This window comes from Edaphobacter lichenicola (genome assembly GCF_014201315.1).
Classification (GTDB): Bacteria; Acidobacteriota; Terriglobia; order Terriglobales; family Acidobacteriaceae; genus Edaphobacter; species Edaphobacter lichenicola_B.
Genome location: NZ_JACHDY010000001.1, coordinates 1084978 through 1103006, shown reverse-complemented (window position 1 = coordinate 1103006; position 18029 = coordinate 1084978). Strand labels below are relative to the sequence as shown.

The following is an 18029-nucleotide window of genomic DNA, read 5'->3' as shown; positions in this document are numbered from 1 at the left end:
CTTCGAAGACTTTGGACCAAAAAAGTATAGGTAGGCGTCAAGCCTAGAAATCGACGTGCATGCGGACCGATTCGACCAGCACAGGGCCTCGATCCTGGTTGTAGCCGGGGTGCTCGATGAACTGCAGGTCCAGCGCGTAGTAGATTCCCCGCCAGGTGTGCAGGTTGTAGTAGCTCTCGAGGATGTCCTCGCGCGCGTAGTTCAGCTTGCCGTCGCCCAGCAGAAAACCCAGACCGCCGAGCTTCAGATACTCCTGGTGATCTTTCTTGATGGCATTCGAGACAAAGACCAGCCCGACCTTATCATTTGGGCGCGACCATCCGCGGCCAGAGTAGTCGCCGCCAAACTCCACCGTCTGATCCACTTCGGTGTAGGCAAAGGACTCATGCTGGCCTTCGTTCCATCCGAAGCGGCCAAAGACGCGCAGATCCTTCGTCACCTCTTGCTCGAAATTCAAGCCAAAGCCATACTTCACCGCGCTGAACTTTTCGTGCAGCTTGATGTCCGGGGTAGGATCTTCGCCCGCGAGAAAAGCTCTATTGGCATCGCGGTACAGACCCATGTGAGCGTGATTGACGTAGCTCAGTACGCGGACGGTGCCCTTGCGATCGGGCGGTAGCAGACTTCCCAGCAGGGGCTTGCGCAGCTCAAACTCCCAGTTTTGCCCGCTGGCACGCCGCAGAGCCCAGTCCAGATCGATCCCGTTGGCGACCGTGGGCATCAGTGCGAGCGCGTATCGTGCGGACCAGACCTTGTCGTCGTATTCGCTGACGATGCCGTAGGTGTAGCCGCGCGTGTCGGCCGCGTAGTCCCACGCGCCGTTGTTGTCGACGGTCCAGTTCATGAACTGAAGATGGCTGTCACTGCCGATGCTGTTGATGTCGAGAAAGTCGGGCAGACTCATCTTGCCGATGTGAAACTCCAGGCGGCGCTCCGGCACCTCAGTACCAAGGGAAAACTGTGACTGGGTATTTTCCACGAGCTTGCTGGTGAAGCCGATCGTCTGATGGAGTTGCACACGGGCCATGTAGGGCGTCGAACCGAGATTCGGATTACGGACCACATCGAGATTCGTGAAGCCGGCCAGTCCCAGGGCCTCGCTGTCGCCCCGGCCGCCTGCAGATTCGAGGTCGAAGAGAGCGTCCAGCGCGAACTTCGGATTAGTGACTACTTGCGCACCCAGATAAAGCGTGCCGAGCAGGGATGTCTTATATTCCCCTCGCGGCAGAAGGCTATTGACGCCTTCGTAGGGCGAATGGAACGGCCCATGCGCCTGAAGGATGATGTTGGCCTGCCCGCCGATGAAGAATCGCGAATGCTCCCAGTGCGGAAACATGGTCAGCGCGGGATCGGTGCTCTCGGGGGACGGAGTCGGCGCGTCGGGCTGTGGCGTCTGCTCTGGACCTGCTCCGGTGACACTCTGCGCCGTGGCAAAGTTGCAGGCAAGAAACAGAAGGGCTAGAGTGCCTGCAAGGCAGCCCCTTCTGGCATGGTTTCTAGTCATTGAACTCTAATCTTCAGGCCTGAAGATTAACAGAAAGAGAACGACGATGCCTAAATTATGAGTGTGCGGGGTTTGCAATCAATAAATAGTCTGGGGCAAGTCGCCCGAGATTTGAGAACGATTTCGCGCGCCAGGTTACTTGGATCTCGCACCGACAACAACCAGGCCCAAACCGGCAATCAGTGCGATCGTGCTCAGAATGGGAGAGAGTGGCAACGTGTCCTGAGTCTTGCGCGAGATCTGAATAGGTCCCGCGTCGACGACTTTCTTCTCGTGCGTAAAGGAGAGGCCGCCGGTGGCGTATCCGATAATCCCAAGAACAATAAGGAGAATTCCAACAATAGTTGCTGCCTTCATAAGAGAACCCTTCTTCGACGCGAGGATCGCGACTAAACCTCTGATGCAGAGTGCAACCTCTGCAGATGTACCATCCCCACGCTTTTGCTGGCGCACTTGCACGCAACCGGAACTCGGGAGTAGTCTGCCTTTACACGGGAAAGGAGGATGGTCCTGCCTATGAAAATTGACAGTACATGTAGTTCAACGCAACGTGAGGTGACTGAGGCTTAGAGCGTCCATAGCTCTAGTCCTGGCGGTCTTTGTAGTAGAAAAGTCCACGCCGAGGCCAAGTCCGAGTATGGACGCCTCAGGTCAATCTCAACAGTTCACCGCCAGGCGGCTCGCTGCTCTCCAGAGTGCGAGCCGTTTGCGTTTTGCCGGCATCCTTCCGATAGGATATTAACTATGAAACCTCTGGTGATCGCAGGACGAGCCTTTCAATCACGACTGATCGTCGGCACAGGGAAGTACAAAGATGGCGCCGAGACCCAGGCTGCCATCGAAGCCTCAGGAGCGGAGATGGTGACGGTTGCCGTCCGGCGGGTCAACCTCGATCGCACGAGCGAGTCCTTGCTGGACTTCATCGACCCAAGGCGTTATTTTCTGCTGCCCAATACAGCCGGGTGCTACACCGCCGACGAGGCGATCCGCGCTGCGCGGCTGGGGCGCGAGGTGGGGCTCTCGGACTGGGTCAAGATCGAGGTGATCGGCGATCAGCAGACGCTCTATCCCGATGTGCAGGCGACGCTCGAAGCCACCCGCGTGCTGGTCAAAGAAGGCTTCACCGTTCTGCCGTATACGTCGGACGATATCGTCTTTGCCAAGCGGCTGATTGACGCGGGAGCCGCGGCTGTCATGCCTCTCGGAGCACCCATCGGCAGCGGGCTTGGACTGCAAAATACGGCCAACCTGCGTATTCTGCGAGAGCTGATCACGGAGGTGCCGCTGATCGTAGATGCAGGCGTCGGCACAGCCTCCGATGCTGCGGTCGCGATGGAATTGGGCTTCGATGCTGTGTTGATGAATACCGCGATAGCTGCGGCGAAGGACCCCTTGCTGATGGCCGAGGCGATGCAGCATGCCGTCCTCGCCGGGCGGCAGGCCTTTCTTGCTGGCAGAATGCAACGCAAACTCTACGCCACGGCCAGCTCCCCACTCGAGGGGATCTCCCGCTAGTGCACGCAGTTCTTTCGGTGGACTCAACTTCGATAGTCCGAAGCTGCTACCAGATGCAGTAAACTTCGCCCATGCGAGTCTTCGGCATCGACTGCGGAACGGAGTTCACCGGCTACGGGGTGGTGGAGGTGGATGGCGACGCCCGCACGCCTCGTCTCATTCACCTGGCGGCCGGTACGATTCGGCTCAACAAGAAAGAGAAGACACCTCAGCGGCTCGCTCAGGTCTACGCTGAGTTGACCGCCTTGATGACCCTGCATCAGCCGGAGATCGTCGCCATCGAGGAGGTATTCTTCTCCGCGAATGCAAAGTCTGCGCTGAAGCTTGGTCAGGTGCGCGGTGTGGCGATGCTGGCCGCAGCGACCTGCGGAATGCCCGTGGCGGAGTATGCTCCACTCTCGATAAAAAGCTCCGTGGTTGGTTACGGACTGGCCGCCAAGGAGCAGGTGCAGTTCATGGTGAGGCGTCTGCTCGACAACGAGAATGCCTTCGACTCCGCAGATGCTGCTGACGCGTTGGCGATTGCGATCTGCCACATCCATACCGCTCAGACACTCGAACTCCAGGGCGCGCGCCGATGAGAGCGACAACGAGCATAGTACTTGGCACAGCGCTTTTTCTGGGTTCCAGCTTTGTGGCGATCGCTCAAACGGCCGAACCTGCGGCGGCTGTGTCCCCCAGCGCCGAGGTCACTTTTCAGTTCGACCGCACGGGGCTTCCGGTTCCGCGTTTCACGCTGCGGATTCATGAGAACGGAACGGGCACCTATCAGGCGGATCAGGCCGAGACTCCAGCAACGCAGACCTCGATGCGGGGCCAGGCGGCGCAGCATGTCGATCGACCCATCAACCTGACTTCGGGCACCGTCGCAAAGGTCTTCAAGGCGGCGCGCTCGCTGAATCATTTCAACGTCGAATGCGCCTCCAAGGCGAAGAACATAGCCGACACCGGCACGAAGACGCTTACGTACGCCGGCTCCGATGGATCGGGATCGTGTGTCTACAACTACTCAGAGAACAAAACTGTAGGCACGCTGACCGATATCTTCCTCGGAGTCGCCTCCACACTGGATGAAGGACGTAGGCTGGAGTTTCTGCACCGCTACGACCGCCTCGGCCTCGATGCCGAGATGAACTCCTTCGCGGACGAGGTGAAGGAGGGACGCGCGCTCGAAATGGGAACGATCTCGCCGACGCTGGCCGCAATCGCGGACGACACAGCCGTGATTCAACGCGTTCGATTGCGTGCGGCAAAGATGCTGGAGCAGGTTGCCGCGGACAGTCATTAGGATCCTGCAATACGCAGGCATCGGGAACAATCTCTTCAGTCGCTATCGGCAACGACATGCGACAAAGAACGATAGAGCTCTGCCATGGATTCCAGCGCGAGTGATTCGGCGCGTGCCTGTGCGGGAACGCTGGCTGGCCACGCTCGAGAGAGCTGTTCGGCCGAGTAGCCAGCGGCACGGAGGTTGTTCTGCAGAGTCTTGCGTTTCTGCGCAAAGCACTGCTTCAGGAAGAGGTTGAACTCTTCAGGATCTACACCAAGCTCAGCAAACCGTGGCGCGAAGTGCAGCCGAAGCACGGTGGAGTAAACATCGGGAGGAGGCAAAAACGCGGACGGCGCCAGCGTGAATAGGTTGTCGACCTGCGCGTTCATCTGTGCAGTCGCTGAGAGCAAGCCATAGTCGCGAACCCCTGGTGCCGCCGAGACGCGGTCCGCAACCTCCCGCTGCATCATCAGTACAGCGCGGGCGAGCGTGCCGGCGCTGCCAGCTGCAAACAGTTGCAGCAGAATATCCGACGTGATGTAGTACGGCAGATTTCCGATCACGTCAGCCGTCTCGCCCTCCGGCACCAGCGTTAGCAGGTCCGTCTTCAGAACATCGCACTCGAGAATCTGTACCTGCGGATGATCGCGAAAGCGGAAGGTCAACTCCGCTGCCAGGCTCCGGTCAAGCTCCAGTGCGATCAGCTTGTGGCAACGTGCAGCCAGGATGTCGGTAATCGCCCCATGCCCAGGGCCGATCTCGATGACGGTGCGCTTGCTAAGATCACCAAGGGCATCGACGATGGCGTGACGGGCGGAGTCGTCGACAAGAAAATTCTGCCCCAGCTTCGGCTTACGTTTCATCTGCATCCAATGTTTGCTGTTTGTTCCTGTGCTCTTCTATAGACTAACGGTTTGGTTGGAAAGATAAAGGACGAAGGTATGCATATTGTTTTCGCAGCATCGGAGTGCTCCCCCTGGGCCAAATCGGGTGGAGTGGCAGATGTGGTAAGCGCGCTCCCACGCGCACTGGCTAAACTCGGTCATCGCGTCAGCGTCTTTCTGCCCTACTATCGCCAGGTCGCGAAGGCTGTCCCGAACCCTCCGGTTGTGCTGCACAGTATCACGATTCCTTTTCCCGGCTATAACCGCTTCGTGCGTATTCTCGACGGCGGAGTCAAGGGTGGGGTCCAGACTTACTTCATCGATTGCGCCGAACTCTTCGACCGCGAGAACTTCTATGGCACGCCGTCTGGAGATTATCCCGACAACGCGGAGCGCTTCGGCCTGCTCTGCCGCTCGGTAATTGAAGTCTCAAAGATGCTTGGCGTTCCCGATGTCTTCCACGTTCATAACTGGCAGGCGGCGATGCTCCCGGTCATGCTGCGCTCCATCTACTACTTCGATCCCGTTCTGCGAAACGTCCCAGCGGTGTTGACGGTTCACAACGCGGGCTATCAGGGCTGGTTTCCTTCGCAGACCATCGAAAAGCTGCTCCTCCCCTGGGATCTGTACACGGTCGAAAAACTCGAACACTACGACAAGGTCGATTTTCTGAAAGGCGGCATCGTGTATGCGGATGCCATCACGACGGTCAGCCGCAAGTACGCCGAAGAACTCCAGACGAGCGAGTTCGGCAACGGGCTCGAAGGAGTCTTTCGCCAACGGAGTGGAGACCTGCTCGGAATCACGAACGGCATCGACTCCGACGAGTGGAATCCGGCAACCGACTCCCACATCGCAGCGCACTACACGGCGGAAAACCTCTCCGGCAAGAAAGAGTGCCGTCGCGATCTGCTTCACGCTTATGGACTGGAGAATGTCGGTGACGACACCGCTGTGATCGGAGTGGTCTCCCGTTTCGCTACCCAGAAAGGCTCGGACTTTATCGTCGAGATCATGGACCGTCTGGCGCAGGAAGACATGGTGCTGGTAATTCTGGGAAGCGGCGAAGAGTACTACGAACGGCTGTTGGTGGAGATGGCCGAGCGCCATCCCGCTAAAGTGCGCGTGAAGGTAAAGTTCGACAATGTAATGGCGCACAAGATCGAAGCAGGCGCTGACATCTTTCTGATGCCATCCCGCTACGAGCCCGGCGGTCTAAACCAGCTCTACAGCCTCAAGTACGGCACGATTCCCGTCGTCCGCGCGACAGGCGGCCTCGACGATACCATCGAGGAGCAGCCGAACGGTGGAGGCAATGGGTTCAAATTCTGGGGCTACAGTGCGGGGGCGTTCTTCGACGCGCTCAAGCGCGCCCTTGAAACGTTCCGCAACAAACAAGAGTGGACACAGATGATGCGGCGAGGTATGGCGCAGGACTTTTCCTGGGATAAGCCTGCCAGCGAGTACCTCCGCCTCTACGAGCGTGTCATCCAGAATCGCAGCTAGGCAGCTCGTCTTCGTTGCAACAGGTAGTGCAGCGGAACTCCCAGCAGAATGATTCCTGTTCCGATAAGAGAGTTCCGCGGCTGATCTGCAAACGAAAAGACCAGCAGCACTGCCGCCGCAAGAATGAACAGTGCCGGCAACGCAGGGTATCCCCAAATGCTATAAGGACGCGGTGTGTCTGGCTCGCGGCGGCGAAACACGAAGATCGTGCTGGCTGTGAGCATGTAGAAGAGCCACTCTCCGAAGATGGCCAGCGAAAAGAGTGCCTGAAACTTTCCGATGGCAAGCAGCAGCAGAGAACTCAGAACGGCTTGAAGGATCAATGCTGTCGACGGCGTTTGAAATCGCGAGTTCACATGCGCCAATTGTTTGAAGAACAATCCATCGCGAGCCGCTGCGAACGGCACACGCGCACCCGAGAGCGACGACCCTACAAAGGTCGCGCAGATACTGACGGCCATTCCGATCGACACCAGCGTCGCTCCCCACGATCCAGTAACCAGGCGCATCGCATCGGCTGCAGGTCGATCCGCGGTAGCGATGGCTGCTGCGGGCAAGACATATTGAATCGCAGCATTGGTCAGCATATAGAGCGCACCAACGATGGCAACCCCTCCCACCAGAGCCAGCGGCATGCTGCGTTGCGGCTTCTTCACCTCGCCCGCCATGGTTACGACGTCGCTCCATCCGTCGTAGGCCCACAGCGCGGCGACCAGCGCAATCATGAAGCCGGTAAAGCCTCCCCGCGCTCCCGCAAAGTCTGTGCTGAAGTTGTGCCACGACCCATGCTGGCCTGCCGCTCCAAAACAAAACCCCGCAATCACGAGAATCAGCAGGCCCTTGAGCCACGTAAGCAGAAGCTGCACATTCGCCGATCTTCTCGTCCCAATGATGTTAAGAATGGCAATGAGCCACGTCACCGTGATGGCGAAGATCTGTCCCCAGAAGAGATGAAAGAAAGCCGGGCGGGCAAAGAAGCTGAAGATCGCGAAGGTCCCCAACACGCGCGCAAGCCCGGCAGCGATCGTAGCCAGAGATGCAGGTTTGGCCACCGTAATCTGCGTCCACATATAAAGGAAGCCGGTCAGATCCCCATAGGCCTCGCGAAGAAAAGCATATTCGCCGCCATACCGCGGTCGCGCGGCAGCGATCTCCGCATAGGTCATTGCGCCGAAGAGCGAGAGCAAGCCACCCACGATCCAAACCACATAGACCATGCCGGACGAGCCCACCGCAGCCATCATCTCCCGCGGCACTAGAAAGATGCCGCTCCCGATAATGATGCCCACGACAATCGAGGTCGCGTGGGATGCGTTCAGGACGCGGGGCAGTTCGGACTTACTGTTTGGCATCGGTTCCCGGAGAGTAGCACACCTCCGCCGCATGACCGCAAGTAAATTGGTGAGAAAACCTGACTCGAGTGCGATTAAATTAAAGATCTTACTTATAAGATGGAGACGCACCAACTGGAGTGAACTATGGATTGGACACCTGGCGGCGGACTCAGTGGCGACATTGAAGACAGACGTGGTTCTTCCGGAGGCGGTGGCGGAAGCTTTGGCGGAGGCGGGATAGGGATCGTCGGTTTTTTGATCCTGCTTGTCGTCAGTTTGGTCACGGGCCGCAACTATATAGGCAGTTATCTCTCCGGCCACAGTGCATCGCCGTCCACGCAACAAAGCGCGCCTTCCGCAGCCAACCGGCCTCCGACTACTGAATCGCCGCAGGAGAAGAAGGCGGCGCAGCTTGTCTCCTGGACATTGGACGATGTGCAGAATACTTGGACCAAGCTCCTGCCCACGCAGACGGGAAGAAACTACCAGCGCTCCACGCTCGTGCTCTTTCGCGGTCGCACTTATTCCGGCTGTGGCACAGCACAGTCGCAGAGCGGACCGTTCTACTGTCCGGCGGATGAGAAGGTCTACGTCGACCTTAGTTTTTGGGATGAGCTAAAACGCCTCGGGGGCAGCAATGCGGAGTTTGCACAGGCTTACGTCATCGCTCATGAGCTAGGCCACCACGTGCAGGATCTCCTCGGAATCGAAGGCAAAGTGCGCCAGCTATCAGGTCAAAATCCATCGGAGAGGAATCGCCTCTCGGTCGATCTTGAACTCCAGGCGGACTGTTTCGCGGGCGTATGGGCGCACAGCACAGCGCAGCGCAATATCGTTCACGACTCCGACATCACAGCCGGTCTGCAGGCAGCGGCCGCGGTCGGCGACGACCATATACAACGCCTGGAGCGAGGAACGGTGAGCCCGGAGAGCTTCACCCATGGATCGTCTGCGCAACGCGTCGGCTGGTTCAAACGCGGATTCCAGCAGGGAACCATCGCAGCCTGCAACACCTTCAAATTCGGTGGTGCTGTTCCGCCCGCCGACAGCGCCGAATAATCTCAGGAAGCTTCGTTCAACACGGGCAGCACCGCATTGCCAGATGCCTCAGCCGCGAAGTAGCTACGAATGCGCTCAGCCGTTGCGGCATTCACGACTGCGGTCAACGCATCAGGGCCAGCCTGCTTGATCCCGCGAACGCTGCCGAAGTGTTCGATCAATCGTTGACGAGTTCTTGGCCCAACGCCGGGTATCGATAGCAACTCACTGTCGCGGTCGCGCATCTGGCGTCGCTTGCGGTGATAAGTCACAGCGAACCGATGGCTCTCGTCGCGAATCTTCTGCATCAGGTGCAGCACGGGAGACCGCCGGTCCAGCACCACCGGCTCATTCTCCTGCCCATACACGTAGATGATCTCTTCCTTCTTGGCGATCGAAGCCAGGGGCTGCAGCGTAATGCCGATCTCTTCAAGCGCCGAATACGCCGCGTGAAGCTGCCCTAGTCCTCCATCGATCAGAATCAGGGAAGGGAAGGGCTTCTTATCTTCCTGCAATCGTTTATAGCGACGCTGAATGACCTCGCGCATGCTCGCGAAATCGTCGACGCCCGAAACTGTCTTTACCTGAAACTTCCGGTAGTCGGACTTCTTCATCGCGCCGTCCTCCCACACCACCATGGAGGCCACCGTCTCTGCGCCTTGAATGTGCGAGATGTCGAAGCACTCGATCCGACGCGGCAGTTCTTCGAGCGTGAGCGCATCCTGCAGCGCCTCCTGGATCGCCTTCATCCCAGGCTGCAGCACGCGGAACCGCTGATCATACGACTGCTTCGCGTTCTGACAGACAAGATCGACGAGGGATCGCTTCTCGCCACGTTGCGGCGCAAGAATCTCGATTCGCTTCCCAGTTCTCTCCGTCAGCGCCTCGGCCAACAGCATTCGGTCAGGAAATTCAACGGGCACGAGAATCGATCGCGGTACATAACTCTGATCGAGATAAAGCTGCTTCAGAAGCGCAGAGAAAAACACTCCGGCACTGAACGAGCCTCCCAGCTCCGACACCGCCGCATGTTGCACGATGGCGATACCCTCGCCGATCTCAGGCGCCGGCGCTGCAGGGTCTGGCTCCATGCGAGGCAATGCCTCCAACTCATCCACCTCCGAGACGGTCTCCGTCGCCGCATCCAGCAGGGACTCCGGCAGATCCTCCCAGAAGAAATCGCGCCGGTCCACGATCTTCCCGCTTCGCATGTGGAACAGGTTTACCGCGAGCATCTCGTTCTCAAAGTGGTAGCCAAAGACGTCGGCGTCCTCATTGTCGGCGCTCGCCATGCGCTGTTTATCCTGCATCTGGTGGACGGTAACGATCTGATCTCGCAGCCGCGCAGCCATCTCAAACTGCTCTGCCCCTGCCGCCGCCTCCATCCGCTTCGTCAGCGACTGCTCAAGCTCGTTCGGCCTCCCCTCCAGAAAGAGCTGCACGTCCCGTATGGTCTCGCGGTAAGCGTCAGGTGTGGTCAGTCCCTCCAGGCAGGGCCCCAGGCAGCGTTTGATGTAGTACTGCAGGCAAGCCCGCGGATGATATCGCGACAGGTCAACCTTGCAGCTTGGAATCAGAAAGCTGCGATGGATCAGATCCACCAGCCGATAGGCCAGATTTCCCGGAAAATAGGGACCATAGTAGGCCCCGCCGTCTTTGCGCAACCTGCGTGTCACGAAGACCTTCGGGTAGCGGTCGTTCATCGTCAGCTTGATATACGGATAGGTCTTGTCATCGCGCAGCAGAATGTTGAAGCGGGGCTTCTTCTGCTTGATGAGGTTGTTCTCCAACGCCAGCGCCTCGTGCTCATTGGCGACCGTAATGTACTCCACATCGACTGCCTCGCGCATCAGGGTGCCGGTCTTGGCATTAGCCTGCGACGCCTCCAGAAAATACGAGCGCACCCGTGCACGAAGGTTCTTCGCCTTACCGACGTAGATAACCTCGCCCTCGGCATTTTTATAGAGATAGCAGCCTGGCTGGGTGGGGAGAGTTCGAATTTTCTGATGAAGATCCATCGCCTGGTATCAGAGCCCGCATCTCAGTGTAGACGCAGCTTTACTGAGCCCGCAGTGTGCATATCTTTGCTCAGTAGATTTGACGCGACAGCTGATCAAAAGTTCCCGCTTCCCAACAAACGCTCGCATCGGTGGGGTCTGCTGATTGCGATAACTGATTGAAAAGAAATAGCCTACTTGCAGGCATATTTTTGGCACCCTGATTGCATCTTATTAACCGCTGTAGTTTGGTCTGTTGCAGCACTACTACCAGGAGAGTGGAAAGAATGAGATCCAATAACGAGAGAGATATGAAGATTAAATCTGCCTGCACCGCCGTATTTGCCAGTGCTCTTGCCCTCGCCTTCACGGTCGGCTGCTCGACGAAAAACTACGTTCGCTCCCAGACCGCTCCCATCATCCAGCAGACCAATGATCTGGATACCAAGACTGCTGCCGATCATCGCAATATCGTCGATACGGACGAGCGGGCCAAGACCGGAATCGCCGGTGCACAATCTGCGGCGAACACCGCTGATCAGCACGCCCTCGCAGCAGGCCAGTCCGCCGATACGGCTAACCAGTCCGCGAAGGAAGCCTATAACCGGGTCGACAGCCTCAGCGGCGTCGTAGCCAACCTGGACAACTACAAGCAGATCTCCGACGTGAGTGTCACCTTCGCCTTCGACAAGTATGTTCTCTCTGCGTCTGACAAGAAGCAGCTCGATGACCTGGCGGCAAACCTCACCAACACTCGCGGTTACATTCTTGAAGTGACCGGTGGAACGGACTCAGTTGGTGACGCGACCTATAACTATCAGCTCAGCCAGCATCGCGCCGACGCGGTCGTCAACTACCTGGCATCGAAGTACAACATCCCGCCCCATAAGTTCTACCTGATCGGCATCGGCAAAGATCAGCAGGTCGCCAGTGACAGCACAGCCGCCGGCCGGGCGAAGAATCGTCGAGTCGACATCAAGCTGATGACAAACATGAACAGCGACCAGCCGAGCACGGCTGCCTCCACCAAACCGAACGGCCAGATGTAATCAGCTCCGCTCGAAGTCAACGCAATAGAACCAGCCTAACGCGCGCCGATGTTATTGTCGGCGCGTTCGTTTTTGCCATGCCTGCTTGGAAATGCCTCGAGGTGATTTGGTGCAGAACGCCTATGTCTTGAGTTTGCGATAGACGATCGCCAACAGCCCGGATGCCAACATGACCCAGACGAATTGATACCAGTAGAAGAACGGAAATCCCCAGAGCTCAGGCGTGGAACGCGCATACACTAAGGGGAAACACAGCCCAAGATAAGGTAGTAAAAGCAGGAGCACCCAGCGGCTCCTGCGGGTTCTTGGTTTCGCGTTCGCTTCTGTCTCTGGCACCATATCCTGCAAAGGATAATGCATTTACTTCGAGTCCGGAAGCCCATGTCATCAACCAAGTCATAGATAGAAGTCATCGGGTAAAGTTGAAGATAGAAGATATGCCTGAGCCTATCCCCGAGAATCTCCCGCAAGAGGTCGCCTCTGCCACGGACCCGATTGCTGAGGCCGTAGCGATCATGGCCCGCCTGCGCGCTCCGAGTGGCTGCCCCTGGGACCGCGAGCAGACCTTCGACTCCATCAAGCGTCACACCCTCGAGGAAACCTACGAGGTCTTCGATGCGATCGAGCGCCGCGCCTGGCCCGATTTAAAGGACGAACTCGGAGATCTCCTCCTCCAGGTGCTCTTCTACGCCCAGATGGCCTCCGAGGCCGGCTACTTCACCATCCAGGATGTAGCGGAAAATCTGAACGCCAAGCTGATTCGCCGTCATCCCCACATCTTCGGCGACGTTGAGGCCACTGATTCTAACGCCGTTCTGCGCAACTGGGAGCAGATCAAACAGACCGAAAAGAAAGCATCCGCATCAGCGCAAACTTCGCAAACATCCATGCTCGACGAGATCCCTCGCTCGATGCCCGCCCTGATGGAAGCGGGCAAACTAGGCTCCCGCGCAGCAAAAGTAGGATTTGACTGGCCCAATGCAGACGGACTCTTCGACAAGCTGCACGAGGAGATCGGCGAACTCAAGTCCGAACTGAATCCCTCCTCGACCGCCAGCTCCACGACCGCGATCGAAGCGGAGCTAGGCGACATTCTCTTCACGGCCGTCAACCTCGCCCGACACCTCAAGGTCGACCCCGAATCCGCGCTACGTGTTACGAACGCGAAGTTTCGCCGTCGCTTCGCCGCAATGGAGTCTGCCGCGGGCGACAGCGCCGCTCTGGCCGCCTCCAGCCCCGACCAGCTCGAAATACTATGGAACCAGGCGAAGAACGCCGCCACCGAGCCGACAAGGTCATGAACGCCAGCCCTCACACAGCCATCTCCATTCAATCCCTCAACAGCCTCGAACACTTTGAGCGCTGCGTCGTCCTCCAGCTTGAAGTCTGGGGCTACAGCGACGGCGACGTCATCCCTCGCCGTGTCTTCGTCGTCGCCCAGCGCATCGGAGGCCAGGTGTTGGGAGCCTTCGACGGCGAGACCCTCGTCGGATTCGCCATGTCCCTGCCCGGCTACCGCGACGGCAAGTCTTATCTCCACTCCCACATGCTCGCCGTCCTCCCCCAGTACCGCAACGCCGGCATCGGTCGCCGCCTCAAGCTCGCCCAGCGCGACGACGCCATCGCTCGCGGCATCGATCTGATGGAGTGGACCTTCGATCCCCTCGAGATCAGGAACTCGCATCTCAACATCAACCGGCTCGGCGCGATCGTTCGGCGCTATCAGGCAGACTTCTACGGGCCCTCCTCCTCCCCGCTGCAGGGTGGCCTGCCCACCGACAGGCTCTACGCGGAGTGGTGGCTGCGCTCCCGCCACGTCGTTGATTTGCTGCGAGGCGAGCCGCAGCCGCAACAGATCCTCGAACGCATCACGGTCCCCCACACCATCTACCAATGGAAGCGGGACGCTCAGCAACGAAGCCTCGCCAGAAACCTGCAGAGCAACAACCGAACGGCCCTCGAATCGGCCTTTCAGCGCGGGTTGGCCGTGGTTGGATACGAACGCGACCCCCAGGGCAACGGCACCTTCCTCCTCGGTCCCTGGAAGAACGCCTCAGAGATCTGACATATCAGCCCATGATCGCAGTACAATTTCACTGAGCCACGCCCAACAGACCCGCTACGATCCAGCAACTCGGAAAGACAGGACTGCACATGCTCAACATCGACGCGATTCATCTCCGCGAGATCAACCTGCCGCTAGCTCATCCCTTCGAGACCAGCTTCGGCCTCACCACCAGCCGCCGCATCCTTCTCGTCGAACTCGAATCCGACGGCCTCACCGGGTGGGGCGAGTGCGTCGCCGGCGAACACCCTTACTTCAGCGACGAGACCATCGACACCGCCTGGCTCATCACCGAGTCGGAACTTGCCCCTCGTCTGCTCGAAGCCACTGTGGAACGTGGCGGCAGTTGTCCGGACATCTTCCGGCAGGTCCGCGGCCATCGCATGGCCAAAGCCGCGCTCGAAAACGCTGTCTGGGACCTCGAAGCGCAGGCCAAACGCGTCTCGCTGGCTGAACTCCTCGGCGGAACCCGCGACGTCATTCCCTGCGGAGTCTCGATCGGCATCCAGCCCTCGCCCGCCCACCTGATGGATAAGATCGCCGCCGAACTCGCCGCCGGCTACCAGCGCATCAAGCTGAAGTGCAAGCCCGGCTGGGATGTCAGCATCTTCGAAGCGGTCCGCAAACGATGGCCCGACATCACTCTCAGCTGCGACGCCAACTCCGCCTATCGCATGAAGGACCTGGAAGACATCGTCGAATGGGATCGATTCAATCTGCTCATGATCGAGCAGCCTCTCTGGTACGACGACTTCTACTTCCACTCCATGCTGCAGAAGCGCCTCTTAACCTCAATCTGCCTGGACGAATCCATCCGCAATCGCCGCGACGCTCTCGCCGCCATCGACATGGAGTCCTGTCGCATCATCAACATCAAAGTCGGCCGCGTCGGCGGATTCAGCGAGGCCATCGCCGTTCATAACGCGGCAGAAGAGCGCGCCATCCCGGTCTGGTGCGGCGGCATGCTGGAGACCGGCATCGGCCGATCCCACAATATCGCCCTCTCCTCTCTGCCTAACTTCTCGCTTCCCGGCGACGTCTCCGCCTCTAGCCGCTACTGGGCGCAGGACATCATCGAGCCAGAAGTTACCGTCAGCGCATGCGGAGAGATCACGGTGCCCACGACGATCGGCAGAGGCTTCGAAGTCCAGCGCGACCGCATCGAGTCCCTCACCGTACGCCGGCAGACCCTCAATGCCAAGGCTCGCGTAACCGCGTGATTCGCCCTACCGGTCCGGCAGCGGCGTAGCCAGCATCATCCGAATAGCATCCTGATAGCTCATCGGCCCAAGCTTCTGGAAGTCGTTGGCCGTCGACTCGGTATGCACGTTTACCGTCTTCAATATCAGCGCTCTCACGCTCAGCTTCATCGAAAAGTAAGTGAAGATCCATCGATTCTCCCCAACGCTGGTCTGATCCAACATCAGTTTGCCTCCCGGATAGATATGAGCCAGCATGCCCCAGCCGAAGTTCACCCCCCGCGAGATCGTCCCTTCCATGCGAACCAGACAATGCGACCTGGCATCGATCCAGACTCTCCCCTCAAGCCCAGTCAACGCCTGGGCCTCAGTACTTGGCGGATTGAACTTCGGGTTTGGCTTGTAGTCGATCACGACCTCCGGTGCCCCGCCGTTCTTGCCCGATTGCGGCTGCCCGGGCGTGTAGGTGTAAATCGCCGCATCCGGCATCAGAGGCACTAACTTGTCTGCCAGCCTCCGGTCCGACTCGCCATTCCGAACATGCCTGAAGTAGGCCGAAGGCGACGCGATCATGTCGTTCAGCCTCTGCCGCTCGCCCTGATCCTGCTCCTCCGTCAGCGGTTTTCCGTCCCTCATAATCAGCCGCGCCACAGTCCCGTCTTTACTCTCAACCACGTCGCGAACCATGTCGCCCTTCTCGCTCACCGTGTGCGTGCGATACCGCAGGTAAGAGTCTGTGTGATGCAGCGCTTCCAACTCATTCTTCGCTGCGTCGACTATCCAGGAGCGAGCCGGTATCGACTGCAGGGTCGCTTCCTCTACATCTTTCGTCGTAGTGGCGTTCTGTGCACTGGCGACCCCTCCCACCGCGGCCACCAGGAACAGAAGATATCCAGAGAAGTTCCGCTTCCGTGACCTCATTTGCCCAGAAACTGCCATGAATCGGGGCTTGCTGACTGAAGCTGCCTCGCATGTGTCCACGGTACCTCTTACCAATCCACACCTCTCATCTCCCCATTCTATGGTTCTTCTTATTGACTCACGAAGGGGGACAAAGTATTCGCGGTTTGCCTCCCGGCATGAGCTTGGGTATAGTTCGGGCAAGGTGCATGTGTAGCAGGCACGACCTCAAGGGAGAACAAAACGCTTATGAAACCAGCAGAGGGTTCCACCGTCATCGGTAAGTCGGTCGTCATTCGAGGAGAACTCTCCGGCGAGGAAGACCTTTACATCGACGGAGACATCGAAGGAACCATCACTCTCAAAGAGAGCGGCTTAACCATTGGACCCAACGCGCGCGTACGGGCCGATATCAACGTCCGCGACGTTACCGTATTCGGTCATCTTACCGGCAACGTTCAAGCCACGGGGCGCGTCGACCTCCGTCAGTCGGCGATCGTCAACGGAGACATCCTGGCCGGCCGACTCTGCATCGAAGAGAGCGCGGTCCTGAAGGGAAGCGTCGAACTCAAAGGCAACTCCGAAGCAAAGTCCAAGTCTTCCACTCCTGCCGCAACGCACTCCGCGCCAGTCGAGTCCGGCGCTCCTCTCTTCACTCAACCACAGGCATAGAACCAGAAAGGGAAGCGGGCTCATGCGCAGCCTTTTCGGCGGTAGCGATAGTACAAGCACTCAACGAGGTGGCGACACCGGTCGTATCCCGCGTCACTCCAGCGGGTGGAAAGAGTTATTGAAGCACCTGCAGTCGCAGGAATCTCTGCGTATCCTCGACATCGGACCTACCTCGTCCACCAACATCAACTACATCACCAGCCTGGGCCACAGCATCTATATGGCGAGCGTCGTAGATGAGGCCTCAAAGCCGGAGTGGCTCACTCCCGGCGAAGACGGGCAGGAACCCAGGTTCGATGTCGATCGATTTCTCGAAAGCAATCTCAATTTTTCGGGCCGCGTCTTCGACGTCGTCATCTTTTGGGACACGGCGGACTATTTGCCCGAACCTTTGATAGCGCCTGTGCTGGCCCGCATCCACAAAGTTCTACAGCCTGGCGGCCTCATGCTCGCCTTCTTTCACCAGACAAGCAGCCCGGAGACCTTCTTTTGTCGCTATCATCTGACCGATACCGATGTAGTCGAGATGCAGCGTGCAGGAAACTACCCTCTGCTCAACATCTTCAACAATCGCAAGATCGAAAACCTGTTTAGTGAATTTAGTAACTTCCGATTCTTCCTTGCCAAAGACAGCCTGCGAGAGGTCATTATCACCCGCTAAGCTTGCGGCCAATCCTGCAGGTTAGGCATCACCACAGCCGTCCAGAGCAAAAAGATGAAGGCGCCCCGACTGGAGGCGCCTTCGCTTTTTTTACAGGAAATCTTCCGGAAATTTATCCCTTTGCATTTTGCTTCCGGCGCTCGGCCCAACGCTTCTTCATCGCGTCGGCGATTCGTTTGCGGCCCTCGGGGCTCAACTTGCGTTTGCGAGGGGCCGTTGCTGCTGCCGTTGCAGCGGTGTTTTTGCTGCCTTTGGGACGGCCAGGGCCTGTGCGCTTTGTCGTTGCCGTCGTCCCAGCCAGTAGCGCGCGAGCTTGCTGGAGCTTTACGATCTGGGCATCTATCTCGGCAATTATACGGCTAACTTCCACGTGTTACCTCCAGTGGCCTCATCAGGTCGAGTTACTCGTAGGACCAATTTTTTTATTGCCACCTC

Annotated in this window: 19 protein-coding genes; 11 read left to right on the top strand and 8 right to left on the bottom strand. The window is 58.4% G+C overall.

What is annotated here, in order from left to right; genetic code table 11:
• Positions 1 to 43: 43 nt before the first annotated feature.
• Both HDF09_RS04635 and HDF09_RS04630 read right to left on the bottom strand, forming a co-directional pair.
• On the bottom strand, positions 44 to 1504 hold the full coding sequence (locus tag HDF09_RS04635; protein WP_183762094.1) for a carbohydrate porin: 1461 nt from the start codon (positions 1502 to 1504) through the stop codon (positions 44 to 46).
• A gap of 135 nt (positions 1505 to 1639) precedes the next feature.
• Positions 1640 to 1861 (bottom strand): DUF3185 domain-containing protein, encoded by a 222-nt coding sequence (locus HDF09_RS04630; RefSeq protein ID WP_183762091.1) that lies wholly within the window; start codon positions 1859 to 1861, stop codon positions 1640 to 1642.
• Positions 1862 to 2248: 387 nt separating this feature from the next.
• Between HDF09_RS04630 and HDF09_RS04625 the strand changes: the two genes are divergently transcribed.
• From HDF09_RS04625 to HDF09_RS04615, 3 genes are all read left to right on the top strand, one after another.
• A complete protein-coding gene (locus HDF09_RS04625) occupies positions 2249 to 3019 on the top strand; it encodes a thiazole synthase (protein WP_183762088.1) in 771 nt (256 codons plus the stop codon).
• Positions 3020 to 3090: 71 nt separating this feature from the next.
• A complete protein-coding gene (gene ruvC / locus HDF09_RS04620) occupies positions 3091 to 3600 on the top strand; it encodes a crossover junction endodeoxyribonuclease RuvC (protein WP_183762085.1) in 510 nt (169 codons plus the stop codon).
• Positions 3597 to 4307, top strand: a complete 711-nt coding sequence (locus HDF09_RS04615; RefSeq protein WP_183762081.1) for a hypothetical protein — start codon at positions 3597 to 3599, stop codon at positions 4305 to 4307. Before ruvC ends, HDF09_RS04615 begins: the two co-directional genes overlap by 4 nt.
• A 35-nt stretch (positions 4308 to 4342) precedes the next feature.
• Here HDF09_RS04615 and rsmA read toward each other — a convergent pair whose 3' ends face one another.
• Entirely contained in the window at positions 4343 to 5158 is an 816-nt protein-coding gene (rsmA, locus tag HDF09_RS04610; RefSeq protein ID WP_183762078.1) for a 16S rRNA (adenine(1518)-N(6)/adenine(1519)-N(6))-dimethyltransferase RsmA, read from the bottom strand.
• A 72-nt stretch (positions 5159 to 5230) separates the two neighbouring features.
• Here rsmA and glgA point away from each other — a divergent pair, with 72 nt between their 5' ends.
• A complete protein-coding gene (glgA, locus tag HDF09_RS04605) occupies positions 5231 to 6679 on the top strand; it encodes a glycogen synthase GlgA (protein WP_183762075.1) in 1449 nt (482 codons plus the stop codon).
• Here the strand turns inward: glgA and HDF09_RS04600 are convergent.
• On the bottom strand, positions 6676 to 8031 hold the full coding sequence (locus HDF09_RS04600; protein WP_183762072.1) for an APC family permease: 1356 nt from the start codon (positions 8029 to 8031) through the stop codon (positions 6676 to 6678). The genes glgA and HDF09_RS04600 overlap by 4 nt on opposite strands.
• A gap of 126 nt (positions 8032 to 8157) precedes the next feature.
• On the opposite strand from HDF09_RS04600, the gene ypfJ reads away from it, so the two are divergent.
• Complete coding sequence (gene ypfJ / locus HDF09_RS04595; protein WP_183762069.1) at positions 8158 to 9072, top strand: KPN_02809 family neutral zinc metallopeptidase; 915 nt, start codon at positions 8158 to 8160, stop codon at positions 9070 to 9072.
• A 2-nt stretch (positions 9073 to 9074) separates the two neighbouring features.
• On the opposite strand, the gene uvrC is transcribed toward ypfJ, so the two are convergent.
• Positions 9075 to 11069 (bottom strand): excinuclease ABC subunit UvrC, encoded by a 1995-nt coding sequence (uvrC, locus tag HDF09_RS04590; protein WP_183762066.1) that lies wholly within the window; start codon positions 11067 to 11069, stop codon positions 9075 to 9077.
• Positions 11070 to 11359: 290 nt separating this feature from the next.
• On the opposite strand from uvrC, the gene HDF09_RS04585 reads away from it, so the two are divergent.
• On the top strand, positions 11360 to 12097 hold the full coding sequence (locus tag HDF09_RS04585) for an OmpA family protein (protein WP_260180918.1): 738 nt from the start codon (positions 11360 to 11362) through the stop codon (positions 12095 to 12097).
• A gap of 120 nt (positions 12098 to 12217) precedes the next feature.
• On the opposite strand, the gene HDF09_RS04580 is transcribed toward HDF09_RS04585, so the two are convergent.
• Positions 12218 to 12436, bottom strand: coding sequence for a DUF3311 domain-containing protein (locus HDF09_RS04580; RefSeq protein ID WP_183763355.1), 219 nt, complete (start codon positions 12434 to 12436; stop codon positions 12218 to 12220).
• A gap of 98 nt (positions 12437 to 12534) precedes the next feature.
• Between HDF09_RS04580 and mazG the strand changes: the two genes are divergently transcribed.
• The 3 genes from mazG (at position 12535) to menC (ending at position 15382) form a co-directional block, all read left to right on the top strand.
• Complete coding sequence (mazG, locus tag HDF09_RS04575) at positions 12535 to 13398, top strand: nucleoside triphosphate pyrophosphohydrolase (RefSeq protein WP_183762060.1); 864 nt, start codon at positions 12535 to 12537, stop codon at positions 13396 to 13398.
• On the top strand, positions 13395 to 14162 hold the full coding sequence (locus HDF09_RS04570) for a GNAT family N-acetyltransferase (protein WP_183763352.1): 768 nt from the start codon (positions 13395 to 13397) through the stop codon (positions 14160 to 14162). Before mazG ends, HDF09_RS04570 begins: the two co-directional genes overlap by 4 nt.
• Positions 14163 to 14251: 89 nt before the next feature.
• The gene (gene menC, locus HDF09_RS04565) at positions 14252 to 15382 is read left to right on the top strand and encodes an o-succinylbenzoate synthase (RefSeq protein WP_183762057.1); all 1131 of its coding nucleotides are present in this window, start codon (positions 14252 to 14254) and stop codon (positions 15380 to 15382) included.
• A gap of 6 nt (positions 15383 to 15388) precedes the next feature.
• Here menC and HDF09_RS04560 read toward each other — a convergent pair whose 3' ends face one another.
• Positions 15389 to 16282 carry a hypothetical protein gene (locus HDF09_RS04560; protein WP_183762055.1) on the bottom strand — a complete coding sequence of 298 codons (894 nt, stop codon included), beginning with the start codon at positions 16280 to 16282 and terminating at the stop codon, positions 15389 to 15391.
• A 228-nt stretch (positions 16283 to 16510) separates the two neighbouring features.
• Here HDF09_RS04560 and HDF09_RS04555 point away from each other — a divergent pair, with 228 nt between their 5' ends.
• The gene (locus tag HDF09_RS04555; RefSeq protein ID WP_183762052.1) at positions 16511 to 16933 is read left to right on the top strand and encodes a bactofilin family protein; all 423 of its coding nucleotides are present in this window, start codon (positions 16511 to 16513) and stop codon (positions 16931 to 16933) included.
• Positions 16934 to 17051: 118 nt separating this feature from the next.
• A complete protein-coding gene (locus tag HDF09_RS04550) occupies positions 17052 to 17594 on the top strand; it encodes a class I SAM-dependent methyltransferase (RefSeq protein WP_183762049.1) in 543 nt (180 codons plus the stop codon).
• A gap of 112 nt (positions 17595 to 17706) precedes the next feature.
• On the opposite strand, the gene HDF09_RS04545 is transcribed toward HDF09_RS04550, so the two are convergent.
• Positions 17707 to 17964, bottom strand: a complete 258-nt coding sequence (locus HDF09_RS04545) for a hypothetical protein (RefSeq protein ID WP_183762047.1) — start codon at positions 17962 to 17964, stop codon at positions 17707 to 17709.
• Positions 17965 to 18029: the final 65 nt, after the last annotated feature.